Genomic DNA, 12,636 nt, shown 5'->3' on the forward strand with positions numbered 1-12,636 from the left:
AACCGGCATGGTGGTGCAGTGTCTGGCCGTTGCGCTCGATGGCGGCCACGACCGGTACTTCCGCGGCTTCCAGTTCCGACACGAAGGCGTGCTCTTCCAGGATTTGCGCATCGCTCCAGCGCTCGGGCCGGTAAAACTTGGCGACCAGGGGCGGACCTTCATCCATTCCGACCTGGTATACCCGGTTCTCGTAGCTGTTGAGCGCCAGCAGGCGACCATCGCTGGTGAAGCCGATGCCATCGAGTGCGTCCAAAACAGTATCGGGGCCCAGGGCCCCGAAGTCGCGTTGTGTTTCCATCGCCGGATTGTAGCCCCGCAACCACAGCCATGACCGTTCACCCGAAAAAATCGACCTGTCGTCGGAGAAATGTTGCCCCACAGAATTGTTTCGCTACCATGAACGAACGAATAGCCAGGAGCGAACATGAGCCCAAGGATTGCCTTTCCCGCCCGCCTTGATCGGCAGCGTGGATTCACGCTGGTCGAACTGATGGTTGTCGTCGTCATCATCGGCATCCTGGCCGCCATCGGCTACCCGAGTTATACCCAATATGTGGTGAAGGGCAAGCGTGCCGCAGCCCAGGCGCAAATGATGGAACTGGCCAACCAGCAACAGCAGCACCTGCTGGCCAACCGCGCCTATGCCAGCAAGAGCACGCTGACTGCGGCCGGCTTTTCGCTGCCGGCCGAGATCAGTACCGTGTACGACTGGGACGTCGTTGTCGTCGATGGCACACCGCCGACCTTCACGATCAGCTTCACGCCGGTTTCCGGGCGCTCGCAGGCGGCGGACGGCGTTCTGTCGCTGACCAGCGAGGGCGTCAAGTCTCCGGCTGGAAAATGGTAAGCATGCAGGCCTCTTTGCCGCCCGGGCGGCGTGCGCATGGCACCTCGCTGATCGAGGTGCTGGTGACGATCGTGATCCTCGCCTTTGGCATGCTGGGACTGGTCGGCTTGCAGTCGCGCCTGCAATTGTCGGAAATGGAAGCCTACCAGCGCGCCCAGGCCCTGATCCTGGTGGATGACATGGCGCAGCGCATTGCGGCCAATCGCAACTTCGCCGCCAGTTATGTGACCGGCGCCGCCTCACCGCTTGGCACCGGCAGCACCTGCACGCTGGATACCTCGGCCAGCCGGGCGGTCCAGGACAACTGTGAATGGACCCAGGCGCTGCTGGGCGCAGCGGAAATGCAGGGCACTTCCAAGGTTGGCGCATTCCTCGGCGGGCGCGGCTGCGTGGAGAACCTGGGCAGCGGGGAGTACATGGTGACGATTGCCTGGCAAGGATTGGGGCCGCTGGCGACGCCACCGGCCAGCGTGGCCTGCGCCCAGGGCATGTACAACGGCGCATCGGGCTCCAAGTGCGTCAATGACCTGTGCCGCCGCACGGTCACCACCATCGTTCGCATCGCGACACTGACCTGACATGAGAACCCACGGCATCAGCCTTTGCATGGCACGCAGCACGCCGGCAATCCGGCATGCTGCGCTCGCGCAGCGCGCAACCGGTTTGCGGCATGAGGCCGGCCTGAGCCTGGTCGAGCTGATGATTTCAGTCGCCATCAGCCTCACCATCCTGGTGGCGCTGGTGACGGTGTTCGTCAATACATCGCGCAACAACGCCGAACTGGCGCGCACCAATAGCCAGATTGAAAACGGCCGCTTCGCCATGCAGCTGCTGCAAGGCGAGCTGGCCCACGCCGGATTCTGGGGCACGCACATGCCGCAGTTCGACGACCTGACGCTGCGCACGATTCCGGGCGATGTGCCGGCCAGCGTGCCTGACCCTTGCCTGGCGTACAACGCGACCAACTGGAACAGCAGTTACAAGTCCGCCCTGCTGGGCATCGCCATCCAGGCCTATGACGCCGCACCGGCCGGCTGTACTGCAGTGGTCACCAACCAGCAAGCCAATACCGATGTGCTGCTGGTGCGGCACGCCGAGACCTGCGTTGCCGGCAGTGGCGGCAACTGCGCCGCCGATACCCCCGGCGCACTGTACTTCCAGACTTCCCAGTGTGCCGCCGAGCTGGTGGCGTCAGCACGTACCGGCAGCACCTCGAGCACATTGAATATGGCGGCCAGCGCGTCTGCGGTGGATGACGCCTATGCCGGCGCGACGGTGCGCATCGTCAGCGGCACCGGCGCAGGCCAGTCGCGCGCAATCGCCAGCTATTCGGGCGCCAGCAAGGAAGCAACGGTCGATGCGGCGTGGACCACGACCCCGGACGCCACCTCGGTCTATTCGCTCGAACCGGTGATCGGCACCGCCGGCTTCAATTTGCGCAAGCGCGATTGCGCCACAGCAGCCGACAAGCGCAAGTTCATTTCGACCATTTATTATGTGCGCAACTTCGCCAGCACGGCCGGCGACGGCATCCCGACATTGGTGCAGTCGCGCTTTGACCTGCAAGGCGGCACGCTGGCGCACCCCACCACCGTGACGCCGCTGGTGGAAGGCATAGAAGGCTTTCGCGTCGAGCTCGGCATAGACAACCTGTCCGACACCGGCGGCGCAGTCAATTTCACACAAGCCGTGACCTGGGCCAGCGCGACCAGCCTGACCTCGCCCACCAACCGCGGCGATGGCATTGCCGATGGCGCATTCGTGCGCTGCACCACGGCCGCCCCCTGCACGGTTGCCCAACTGACCAACGTGGTGGGCATCAAGCTCTACCTGGTGGCACGCTCGCGCGAGGCCACGCCGGGATATGCCGATACAAAAACCTATACGCTGGGCAGCACCAGCTGGACGGTGCCGACCGGCTCGTCGTCGTTCAAGCGGCATGTGTATTCCGGCAGCGTGCGCATGACCAATATATCCGGTCGCAGGGAGACGCCATGATGAAGCGTGCGGCCCGGCAGCGCCTGGGCAGGCAAAACCAGCGCGGTGCGACGCTGATCGTCGGCCTGATCATGCTGGCGGTGATCACGCTCCTGGTATCGTCTGCATTCAACATGAGCACCACCAACCTGAAGGCGGTCGGCAACATGCAGCGACGGGCCGAAGCGCTGGCGGCAGCCAACAAGGCGATCGAGCAAGTGATCAGTTCGCCGTTCACCGGTACGCCGACGGCCGACCAGATCAATGTCGACATCAATAACGACGGCACCAATGACTATGTGGTCACGATCGCCACGCCGACCTGTATTGCCGCTTCGCGCACGACGCAGGCGGCGGGCTCCGGTACTGCCAGCAGCCTGTCGCTGGGCCTGCCGGCAGCCGTCATTTTTTACAACACCGTCTGGGACATCGACGCCACCGTCAGCGACGTCGCTGGCAGCAGCGCCGCCGTGCGCGTGCGCCAGGGCGTGCGCGTGCTGTTGAGCGAAACCCAGTACGGCACAGTCTGCACTTGATGGCACAGGAGCCTGGTATGACACGACGATTAAGCAAGTGGCTCGCCGCCTCGCTGCTGTTTGCATTCCACCTGACGGTGGGAGCCGAGGACATCGACCTGTTCCTGGGGGTGACGCCATCGGCAGCAACGGAAGTCCCCAACGTGTTGATCATTGTCGACAATACCGCCAACTGGAACAGCGCTTTCGCGACCGAAATGGCGGCGCTGGCCAATACGCTCAATGGACTGACCGCGGACAAGTTCCGGGTCGGCATCATGTTTGCCGCTGAAACGGGCGGTGGCAACAACAATGTCGACGGCGGCTACGTGCGGGCCGCCATGCGCCTGATGGATGCGGCCAACAAGGCAAAGTACAAGGCTCTGGTCGAAAGTTTCGACAAGATCAACGACAAGGGCAATGGCGGCTCCGCCAGCCTGGTCATGGCGGAAGCCTATCGCTATCTTTCGGGCGGTGCGCCCTACGCCGGCAATGGCAAGAACAAGACGGACTACACCGGCAACGTGACTGGTACTTCTGCCGACAAGGCAGTCTATGCGCTGGCCAGCAATGCGTTGTCGACCCGCACCGCGACCACCTACAACTCGCCGATTGCATCCGGTTGTGCGAAGAATTACATCATCTACATCAGCAACGGCGCGTCCAGCGACAACAACTCCGTCATCACACAAGCAAATTCGATGCTCACCGCGGCCGGCGGCAGCACCACCCAGCTATCGATTTCGCCGACCGGATCGCAAAGCAATCCGATCGACGAATGGGCGCGCTTCCTGAAAAGCAGCAGCCTGAATGCCGCGACCTATACGGTCGACGTCGATCCCGCCAGCACCGGCCAGGGTCCGGGCTGGACCGCTGTGTTAAAGAGCATGGCCAACGTCAGCGGCGGCCGCTATGTGCCGGTCGCCTCATCGGCCGGCTCGGCCACGCTGGCAGAAAAGCTGACCAACATCTTCACTGAAATCCAGTCGGTCAACAGCGTGTTCGCGTCGGTCAGCTTGCCGATCTCGGTCAACACCCAGGGCACCTACCTGAACCAGGTCTATATCGGCATGTTCCGTCCGGATGCCAGCAATTTTCCGCGCTGGCCGGGCAATCTGAAGCAGTACAAGATGGGCTTTGTCGACAATGTGCTGAAGATGGTGGATGCCAACGACAGCAGCGCCATCAACAGCCTGACCGGCTTCCTGACCGAATGCGCGCGCAGCTTCTGGACACCATCTGCGACCGACAGCTACTGGGCCTTCCAGCCGCAGGGCGTCTGTATCCCGCCATCCGGTGCGGCCAGCGATGAATACCGCAACTCCAACACGCCAGACGGCAATATCGTCGAAAAAGGCGGCCAGGCTTACATGACGCGCTCGACCACGACGCGTACCGTGAAAACCTGCTCCAGTACCTTCGCGTCGTGCACCTCGATGCTGGACTTCAGCAGCGCCAATGTCAGCACCAGCAACCTGGGCGCGGCGTCCGACACCGAACGCGACACGCTGATCCGCTGGGTGAAGGGCCTGGATACGGCGGACGAAGATATCGACGGCGTCACCACCCTTGAAATGCGGCCTTCCGTGCATGGCGATGTGGTCCATTCGCGGCCGGTTGCGATCAACTATGGCACCGATGCCGTGCCGTCGATCGTGGTGTACTACGGCGGCAATGACGGCTTGCTGCGGGCAGTGAACGGCAATCGCAGCAACAGCATTACCAGCAGCGGCAACACCTATGTCGCGGGCCAGGAATTATGGACTTTCGCGCCGCCGGAGGCATTCCCGGTATTCAAGCGCATCTATGACAACAACACGCAAATCCTGAATCCCGACATGCCCACCGGCTTGCCCAAGCCGTATGGCGTGGACGGCGCCATCACCGCCTACCAGGGCAGCAGCAGCAGCGCCTGGCTGTACGCAACGATGCGCCGTGGCGGCCGCGCCCTGTATGCGTTTGACGTCAGCACGCCGGGCGCACCGGCACTGAAATGGAAGCGCGGATGCCCGAGCAACTTCCCCGCCACCGGCACGGTCAGCGATACCGGTTGCAGCACCGGCTTTGCCGGCATGGGCCAGACCTGGTCCTCGCCCAAGATCGTGAAATCCAGCGGCTACAGCAGCGGCAATGCGCCCATGCTGGTCATGGGCGGCGGCTACGATACCTGCGAAGACGGTGACCCGCAGACTTGCACCTCCGGCGGCTACGCGACCAAGGGCAACATGATCTACGTGATCGATGCCGACAGCGGCGCACTGCTCAATACCCTGGCGACGACCCGCAGTGTGGTCGGCGACATCGCCATCGTGCCCGATGCCACCACCGGACTGGCCAAGTATGCGTATGCGGCGGACCTGGGCGGCAATGTCTACCGGGTCGATATCGGCAGCAGCGCGCCGGCGGCATGGACCATTACCAAGATCGCATCGCTGGGTTGCGACTCGCTGGCCACCACCTGCACCAACAACCGCAAGTTCATGTTCGCCCCTGACGTCCTTTACGAGAACGGCGTCTACACCCTGCTGCTGGGATCGGGTGACAGGGAAAAGCCGCTCAGCAACTACACCGCTGCCTATGGCGTGGCCAATCATTTCTTCATGCTGCGCGACGATCCGACCAGCGCTTCCTGGCTGACTTCGGAAAGTGGAAACTGCTCGGCCAATCCGGTGATGTGCAAGGGTTCGCTGTTGCAAATTTCAGCGTCGAGTACACCGACGGTGGCCGAAGTCGAAGCGAAAAAAGGCTGGTACCTCGACCTCGCAGCCGGTGAAAAAGTAGTGACCTCGTCGATCACCCTGTTCGGCTCGGTCACCTTCAGCACACACCAGCCTGCGGTCGCGGCAGCAGCCACTTGCAGCGCCAATCTCGGCACCTCGCTGGTCTACAACATCAGTTATGCCAATGCCGCAGCCGCAGTCGGCACCACCCGCTACCAGCGCATCGTCGGCGATGGCCTGCCGCCATCGCCGGTGGCCGGCATGGTCACGCTGGACGACGGACGCACGGTACCCTTCGTGATCGGCGCCAGTCCTAATTCGCCGCTGGAGGCGTCGATCGGCGCACCCAGCCCGGCAAGTACGGTGGCCCAGCCCAAGAGCCGGGTCTACTGGTACGTCCAGCAATAAGGGTTCGCCATGCAAACGCGCCAAAGCCGTGGCTTCACCCTGGTCGAACTGATGGTGACGCTGGCCATCTTTGCGGTCCTGGTCGGCGTTGCAGCGCCCTCGTTCAATGCGATCATGGTCGGGCCGCGGCTTGGCAGCTTTGCCAATGCACTCTCCGCCAGCGCAACCCTGGCGCGCAGCGAGGCGATCAAGCGCAACACTTCTGTCACCCTGTGCGCATCGGCGGATGGCGCCGCTTGCGCTGCCAGCGGCGACTGGGAACAGGGCTGGATCGTGCTGGCCGGCACCACCGTGGTCGAGCGCCAGCAGGCGCTGACGGCGAACTACCGTGCGCAGGACACGCTGGCGGGCAGCCGCAGCCTGAGCTTCCAGTCCTCTGGCGCTGGTTCGACCCAGGCCGCCATCAAGTTCTGCCAGGCCACGCCGGCCCCCGGCATGCAAGAAAAGGTGGTGTCGATCAGCGCGACCGGGCGCACATCGGTCGCCACCACCCGCACCGGCTCTTGCCCCTGAGATGACGGGCATGGATGGCATAGTTTTGGTCGGCCTGGCGCAATCGGCGAAGCCCAGGGGACTGGCCGGCTTCGTGCTGTTGTCCGGCCTGCTCCATGCGTCGGTAATTTTCTGGGTTTCAGGCGCAATGTCGTCCATGCCGGAGGCCGAAACGCCGCGACTGTCGCCGGTGTCGGTGTCGGTACGCCTGCTGCCCGCTGCCGGCAGCGCGGCCACCATCAATCCCGCCCCCGGTGCACAGGCGAGCGGGCCGACGGTGTCGAACCAGCCAACTAGCCAGGACACGGCACGCGATCCGAAGCAGGCTGGCCAGCCGGACAATTGGCTGCCCAGCGGACGACTGACCCGGCTGCCCGTGCCGCTCGACCCGGTGGACCTTGACCAGCCGGACCTGCAATCGGCCGGATTTACCGGACGCATTGAACTGACCGTACTGGTCGACCGCCACGGCCGCGTAGAGCGCGTGCTGTCCGCCAGCCGCGAGCCGGCAGCGCAGGCATTTGCCGAACGGGCTGCCGGCCGCTTTCGGTCCGTCCGGTTCGCGCCGGGCGAAGTCGACGGCGTGGCCGTCAACGCCATCCTGAAAATTTCCGTCGTCAGCGAGCGCGTCGGCGGCAGCTGAGATTGGCGCGGGCTGGATTGCTTGCCGGCGCCTGGCCCATGCATGTAATCACTGGCCGGCACCGGTTGGCACAAGTACACTGACGGCTTTCCTACTGGACGCCACTCCCATGCACCTCGATACGCCACTGACGGACAAGGAATTCGACGAACTCGATCGCTTCCTGTTGTCCGATCGCTGCAGCGATGAATGCATGACGATGGATGCGCTGCACGGTTTCCTGACCGCAATGCTGATCGGCCCGGCTGTCACGCCGATTGAAGCCTGGCTGCCGCGGGTATGGGGCCCGGCTGCGCACGATGCGCCGCAGTTCCGCAATCCGAAGGAAATGGAGCGCATCACCGGCCTTATGGCCCGTTTTTGCAACGAGATTGCGCTGACCTTCGAAGTGGCGCCGAAGGAGTTCGAGCCGCTGTTTTCGCAATTCGAGTCCGATGGCCATCAATTCATCGATGGCGAACCCTGGGCCTGGGGTTTCTGGGAAGGCATGCAACTGCATGCGCAAGCTTGGGATGCCGCATGGGAATCCGATCTTGCCCCGCTGTTGAAGCCGATCTACCTGCTTGGCGCCGAGGAACTGGAAGAAGAAGAAATGCAGCTGGTCGACACGCCGGCCAAGGTGCACCGGCTGTCACTGGAAATCGAAGCCGCGATACCGGTGATCCGGCGCTACTGGATCGCGCACCGCACGCCGGCGGTACCGCTGAAGCGGGAGACGCCGACACCGGGGCGCAATGACTTGTGCGCCTGCGGCAGCGGCAAGAAATACAAGAAGTGCTGCGGCGCGCATTGACCGCTTTGGACCCGCAGACCCGGCAAGCACCCCGGCAGCGGTTTATAACTTGATGAAGTGCTCGCGGTAGTACTTCAATTCTTCGATCGATTCCAGGATGTCGGCCAGCGCCGTATGTTTCTGGTGCTTCTTGAAGCCGCCATGCACTTCCGGCTTCCAGCGACGGCACAATTCCTTCAGTGTCGATACGTCGAGGTTGCGATAATGGAAATACGATTCCAATTTGGGCATGCCGCGCGCCATGAAGCGCCGGTCCTGGCAAATGGTATTGCCGCACATCGGCGATTTGCCGGCGGGCACGTGCTGGCGCTGGAATTCGATCAATAGTTGCTGGGCCTGTTCTTCATCCATGGTCGAGGCTTTGACGCGCTCGATCAATCCGGAGCGGCCGTGCGTGCCCTTGTTCCAGGCGTCCATGCCGTCCATGATTTCGTCGGGCTGGTGGATCACCAGCACCGGACCTTCGGCCAGCAGGTTCAGGTTCATGTCGGTCACCACCACGGCGACTTCGATGATGCGATCCGTGTCCGGGCTAAGGCCGGTCATTTCCATGTCGACCCACACCAGGTTGAATTCATTGGGCCGCGGCGCAGCAGGCTGGGCCGGTTGTGCGGCGTCAAGGTCGATCGCTTGTGACATAATATTTTCCCGAGTCAGAACCGCGCATTTTCTCACAGGCGTCCGCCACCATGTCTTCCCAAGTCTTTTCTGTTGTATTCGTCGGCTTCCTGTTGCTGAGCTTGTCGATCAGATTCTGGCTGTCATCACGCCAGATCCGGCACGTATTGGCGCATCGCGATACGGTGCCGCCAGAGTTTGCCGAGCGCATTGCCTTGTCGGCTCACCAGAAGGCGGCCGACTACACGGTCGCCAAGGGCAAGTTCGGGCTGGTCATGATGGTGGTCAACACCGCCGTGCTGATCGGCTTCACGCTGCTGGGCGGCCTGCAATGGCTGTCGATGACGGTACTGGAACTGACCGGACCCGGCATGCTGTACCAACTGGCGCTGATTGCCGCATTCGTAATTATCTCGGGCCTGGTTGAATTGCCGTTCGATTACTACAAGCAGTTCCGGCTGGAACAGCGTTTTGGCTTTAACAAGATGACAAAACCGCTGTTTTTTTCCGACATGGTAAAAGGCATCGGACTGGGTACGGCGATGGGCTTGCCGCTGATTTGGATCGTGCTGTTGCTGATGGAAAAATCCGGCCAGCTCTGGTGGTTTTACGCATGGCTGGTGTGGAGCGGCTTCCAATTGGCGATGCTGGTGCTGTTCCCGACCGTGATTGCGCCGATGTTCAACAAGTTCACGCCACTGGCCGACGATTCGCTGCGCCAGCGCATCGAGGCGCTGATGCAGCGGGTCGGATTCGCCTCCAAGGGGCTGTTCGTGATGGACGGCTCCAAACGCAGCGCCCACGGCAACGCCTATTTTTCGGGCTTCGGCGCCGCCAAGCGCATCGTGTTCTTCGACACCCTGCTGGCGCGCCTGGCGCCGGACGAAGTGGAAGCGGTGCTGGCCCATGAACTGGGCCATTTCAAGCTGCGCCACATCATCAAGCGCATTGTCGTGCTGTTCTCGGTGTCGCTGGCGTTCCTGGCCTTGCTGGGTTACCTGAAAACGCAGGCATGGTTCTATACCGGACTGGGCGTGGACCCGATGCTGGCTGCCAGCAATGACGCCATGGCGCTGATCCTGTTCATGCTGGCACTGCCGGTATTCACGTTCCTGTTGTCGCCGCTGAATTCACTGACTTCGCGCAAGCATGAATTCGAAGCCGATGCCTTCGCTGCCCGCCACAGCAGCGCCCGCAATCTGGTTTCGGCCCTGGTCAAGCTGTACGAGGACAATGCCGCCACGCTCACGCCTGATCCGGTGCACTCCGCTTTTTACGATTCACATCCACCGGCGGCAATCCGCATCAATCGGCTACTCGGGCAAGCAACATGATCGGCGCAGAACAATTACGGCAGGCAAACTGCCGTCACACCACCACGGCCAGCGATGAAGCGTCGATCGCCGGCATGCTCGAGGCCGTGCCGGGCTGGCAGCGCGACGGGCAGCGCATCGTTCGCGAGTTCGGCTTCAACAACTATTACGAAACGCTGGCCTTCGTCAATGCACTGGCCTTTATCGTCCATGCCCAGGACCATCATCCGGAGCTGGTCGTCACCTATGCCTGCTGCACGGTGAAGTTCGATACCCACTCGGTCAACGACGGCCGCGGCGGCCTGTCGGACAACGATTTCATTTGCGCCGCCAGGATCGACGCGCTGTACGCGGCGCGCGCCGCATGAACGAACTGCACGGTACCATCATCGCCGCCCACGGCCGGCATTACGTCGCGCAGGCCGGCGCCGAACGACTGCAATGCGTCACGCGCGGCAAAAAGACCCATGTCGCGGTTGGCGACGTGGTCGTGCTCCAGAAGACCTCCGGCAACCAGGCGGTCATCGAGCAGATCACCGAGCGCCGCACCTTGCTGTATCGCTCGGACCAGTACAAGTCGAAATTCCTGGCTGCCAATGTCGACCAGATCCTGATCATGGTCGCCACCGAACCGAGCTTCACTGAAGACCTGGTGTCGCGTTCACTGGTGGCGGCAACATCGGCCGGCGTGGAAGCGCGCCTGTTGCTGAACAAGGCCGATATCGAGGCCGGACTGCAAAAGGCGCGGGAACGCACCAGCCGCTACGCAAAACTGGGCTACCCGGTGCATGAACTGTCGGTGCGGACCCAGCCCGAACAGGCAGTGGCGCTGATACTGCCGCTGCTGCAAGGCAAGAACAGCATCCTGATCGGGCAATCCGGCATGGGCAAATCTTCGCTGGTGAACCTGCTGGTGCCGGACGCCGATATCGCAGTGCGTGAAATTTCGGCGGCGCTCGATACCGGCAAGCACACCACCACCTTCACCCGGCTGTACCAGCTCGGACCGGACACGGCGATCATCGATTCGCCGGGTTTCCAGGAATTCGGCCTGCATCACCTCACCGAAGGCATGCTGGAGCGTGCATTCCCGGAATTTGCACCGGCGCTGGGAAAATGCCGGTTCACCAATTGCCATCACGTCACCGAACCCGATTGCGCCGTGCTGGCAGCGGTCAAACAGGGCGACATTTCGGTGGCGCGGCATGCGCTGTACCTGCAGCTGCGGCATGAATCGATGCAGACCATTGGCTATGGTTGATCCCTTGGCCGGCCGGCACCTGGCCGGCCAACGAACATGCCATCGACTGTGGCGGGCTGCCTTTTCGCTGGAAAACACCTTATAATTGAACAAGTTACAAACTTCGGCGGCGGGCGCCACCCTCGCCGCCGTTTTCATTCATGGCGATCAAACACTTCCTGCAGTTCTCCGATTTCTCACGGGACGAGTTCGAGTACGTGATCGAACGCACGCGCCTGATCAAACGGAAATTCAAGAACTACGAGCCGCATCATCCCCTGCTCGACCGCACCCTCGTGATGGTGTTCGAAAAAAATTCGACCCGCACGCGCTTGTCGTTCGAAGCCGGCATGCACCAGCTCGGCGGCGCAGCCATCTACCTCAATACACGCGACAGCCAGCTCGGGCGCGGGGAACCGGTGGAAGATGCGGCGCAGGTGATGTCGCGCATGTGCGACATCATCATGGTGCGCACCTTCGGACAGGACATCATCGACCGCTTTGCCACGCATTCGCGGGTGCCGGTGATCAATGGCCTGACCAATGAACATCATCCCTGCCAGGTGCTGGCCGATGTCTACACCTACATCGAGCAGCGCGGTTCCATCACCGGGCGCCGGGTGGCGTGGATCGGGGATGCCAACAACATGCTCTATTCATGGCTGCAGGCGGCGCAGGTTTTTGGCTTCCACCTGCATGTGTCCACGCCGCGCGGCTATGACATCGACGCTGCGCTGGTGGCGCCGGACAACCGCAATTACACGCTGTTCCCGTCACCGGCCGAGGCTTGCGACGGGGTGGACCTGGTCACGACCGATGTCTGGACCAGCATGGGCTTCGAGCAGGAGAATGCAGCGCGGCTGAAAGCCTTCGACGGCTGGATCGTCGATGAAGCCAAAATGGCGCGGGCGCAGCCCGATGCGCTGTTCATGCACTGCCTGCCGGCACACCGCGGCGAAGAAGTTTCCGCCGGCGTGATCGACGGGCCGCAGTCCGTGGTGTGGGAAGAAGCCGAAAACCGTTTGCACGTACAGAAAGCCTTGATGGAATACCTGTTGCTGGGCCGCCTG

General features: G+C 62.4%; 14 protein-coding genes. 12 read left to right on the forward strand and 2 right to left on the reverse strand.

The window, feature by feature from the left end:
• Window positions 1–298, reverse strand: a 298-nt coding sequence (locus Q7T64_RS01455; RefSeq protein ID WP_304789964.1) for a phosphotransferase, incomplete at its 3' end; no start/stop codon positions are given.
• A 126-nt stretch (window positions 299–424) separates the two neighbouring features.
• Between Q7T64_RS01455 and Q7T64_RS01460 the strand changes: the two genes are divergently transcribed.
• The 8 genes from Q7T64_RS01460 (at window position 425) to Q7T64_RS01495 (ending at window position 8,395) form a co-directional block, all read left to right on the forward strand.
• Window positions 425–847, forward strand: coding sequence for a type IV pilin protein (locus tag Q7T64_RS01460; protein ID WP_304789968.1), 423 nt, complete (start codon window positions 425–427; stop codon window positions 845–847).
• A 2-nt stretch (window positions 848–849) separates the two neighbouring features.
• Window positions 850–1,425, forward strand: coding sequence for a type IV pilus modification protein PilV (pilV, locus tag Q7T64_RS01465; RefSeq protein WP_304789971.1), 576 nt, complete (start codon window positions 850–852; stop codon window positions 1,423–1,425).
• A 28-nt stretch (window positions 1,426–1,453) separates the two neighbouring features.
• Window positions 1,454–2,845: a PilW family protein gene (locus tag Q7T64_RS01470; protein WP_304789974.1), complete on the forward strand. Its 1,392-nt coding sequence runs from the start codon at window positions 1,454–1,456 to the stop codon at window positions 2,843–2,845.
• Window positions 2,842–3,360: a pilus assembly PilX N-terminal domain-containing protein gene (locus tag Q7T64_RS01475; RefSeq protein ID WP_304789977.1), complete on the forward strand. Its 519-nt coding sequence runs from the start codon at window positions 2,842–2,844 to the stop codon at window positions 3,358–3,360. Before Q7T64_RS01470 ends, Q7T64_RS01475 begins: the two co-directional genes overlap by 4 nt.
• A gap of 17 nt (window positions 3,361–3,377) precedes the next feature.
• Window positions 3,378–6,467, forward strand: coding sequence for a pilus assembly protein (locus Q7T64_RS01480; RefSeq protein WP_304789980.1), 3,090 nt, complete (start codon window positions 3,378–3,380; stop codon window positions 6,465–6,467).
• Window positions 6,468–6,476: 9 nt separating this feature from the next.
• Window positions 6,477–6,980 carry a GspH/FimT family pseudopilin gene (locus tag Q7T64_RS01485; RefSeq protein WP_304789982.1) on the forward strand — a complete coding sequence of 168 codons (504 nt, stop codon included), beginning with the start codon at window positions 6,477–6,479 and terminating at the stop codon, window positions 6,978–6,980.
• 10 nt (window positions 6,981–6,990) lie between these two features.
• Window positions 6,991–7,602 carry a hypothetical protein gene (locus Q7T64_RS01490; RefSeq protein WP_304789985.1) on the forward strand — a complete coding sequence of 204 codons (612 nt, stop codon included), beginning with the start codon at window positions 6,991–6,993 and terminating at the stop codon, window positions 7,600–7,602.
• A 109-nt stretch (window positions 7,603–7,711) separates the two neighbouring features.
• Window positions 7,712–8,395 (forward strand): UPF0149 family protein, encoded by a 684-nt coding sequence (locus Q7T64_RS01495; protein ID WP_304789988.1) that lies wholly within the window; start codon window positions 7,712–7,714, stop codon window positions 8,393–8,395.
• Window positions 8,396–8,437: 42 nt separating this feature from the next.
• Here the strand turns inward: Q7T64_RS01495 and orn are convergent, their stop codons facing one another.
• Entirely contained in the window at window positions 8,438–9,034 is a 597-nt protein-coding gene (orn, locus tag Q7T64_RS01500; RefSeq protein ID WP_304789992.1) for an oligoribonuclease, read from the reverse strand.
• Between the two features lie 50 nt (window positions 9,035–9,084).
• On the opposite strand from orn, the gene Q7T64_RS01505 reads away from it, so the two are divergent.
• The 4 genes from Q7T64_RS01505 to argF all read left to right on the forward strand — a co-directional run.
• Entirely contained in the window at window positions 9,085–10,347 is a 1,263-nt protein-coding gene (locus tag Q7T64_RS01505; protein ID WP_304789995.1) for a M48 family metallopeptidase, read from the forward strand.
• Window positions 10,344–10,694 carry a 4a-hydroxytetrahydrobiopterin dehydratase gene (locus tag Q7T64_RS01510; protein WP_304789998.1) on the forward strand — a complete coding sequence of 117 codons (351 nt, stop codon included), beginning with the start codon at window positions 10,344–10,346 and terminating at the stop codon, window positions 10,692–10,694. Before Q7T64_RS01505 ends, Q7T64_RS01510 begins: the two co-directional genes overlap by 4 nt.
• Window positions 10,691–11,587: a ribosome small subunit-dependent GTPase A gene (gene rsgA / locus Q7T64_RS01515; RefSeq protein WP_304790001.1), complete on the forward strand. Its 897-nt coding sequence runs from the start codon at window positions 10,691–10,693 to the stop codon at window positions 11,585–11,587. The genes Q7T64_RS01510 and rsgA overlap by 4 nt, the downstream gene beginning before the upstream one ends.
• 140 nt (window positions 11,588–11,727) lie before the next feature.
• On the forward strand, window positions 11,728–12,636 hold a 909-nt coding region (gene argF, locus Q7T64_RS01520; RefSeq protein WP_304790004.1), incomplete at its 3' end, for an ornithine carbamoyltransferase.

This window comes from Lacisediminimonas sp. (assembly GCF_030645335.1).
In the GTDB taxonomy this organism is placed as follows: Bacteria; Pseudomonadota; Gammaproteobacteria; order Burkholderiales; family Burkholderiaceae_D; genus Lacisediminimonas.

Bases quoted from the DNA above. Each gene is read 5' to 3' on its own strand.
- Q7T64_RS01460 (WP_304789968.1), top strand. From the start codon at position 425: ATGAGCCCAAGGATTGCCTTTCCCGCCCGCCTTGATCGGCAGCGTGGA.
- pilV (WP_304789971.1), top strand. From the start codon at position 850: ATGCAGGCCTCTTTGCCGCCCGGGCGGCGTGCGCATGGCACCTCGCTG.
- Q7T64_RS01470 (WP_304789974.1), top strand. From the start codon at position 1,454: ATGGCACGCAGCACGCCGGCAATCCGGCATGCTGCGCTCGCGCAGCGC.
- Q7T64_RS01475 (WP_304789977.1), top strand. From the start codon at position 2,842: ATGATGAAGCGTGCGGCCCGGCAGCGCCTGGGCAGGCAAAACCAGCGC.
- Q7T64_RS01480 (WP_304789980.1), top strand. From the start codon at position 3,378: ATGACACGACGATTAAGCAAGTGGCTCGCCGCCTCGCTGCTGTTTGCA.
- Q7T64_RS01485 (WP_304789982.1), top strand. From the start codon at position 6,477: ATGCAAACGCGCCAAAGCCGTGGCTTCACCCTGGTCGAACTGATGGTG.
- Q7T64_RS01490 (WP_304789985.1), top strand. From the start codon at position 6,991: ATGGATGGCATAGTTTTGGTCGGCCTGGCGCAATCGGCGAAGCCCAGG.
- Q7T64_RS01495 (WP_304789988.1), top strand. From the start codon at position 7,712: ATGCACCTCGATACGCCACTGACGGACAAGGAATTCGACGAACTCGAT.
- orn (WP_304789992.1), bottom strand. From the start codon at position 9,034: ATGTCACAAGCGATCGACCTTGACGCCGCACAACCGGCCCAGCCTGCT.
- Q7T64_RS01505 (WP_304789995.1), top strand. From the start codon at position 9,085: ATGTCTTCCCAAGTCTTTTCTGTTGTATTCGTCGGCTTCCTGTTGCTG.
- Q7T64_RS01510 (WP_304789998.1), top strand. From the start codon at position 10,344: ATGATCGGCGCAGAACAATTACGGCAGGCAAACTGCCGTCACACCACC.
- rsgA (WP_304790001.1), top strand. From the start codon at position 10,691: ATGAACGAACTGCACGGTACCATCATCGCCGCCCACGGCCGGCATTAC.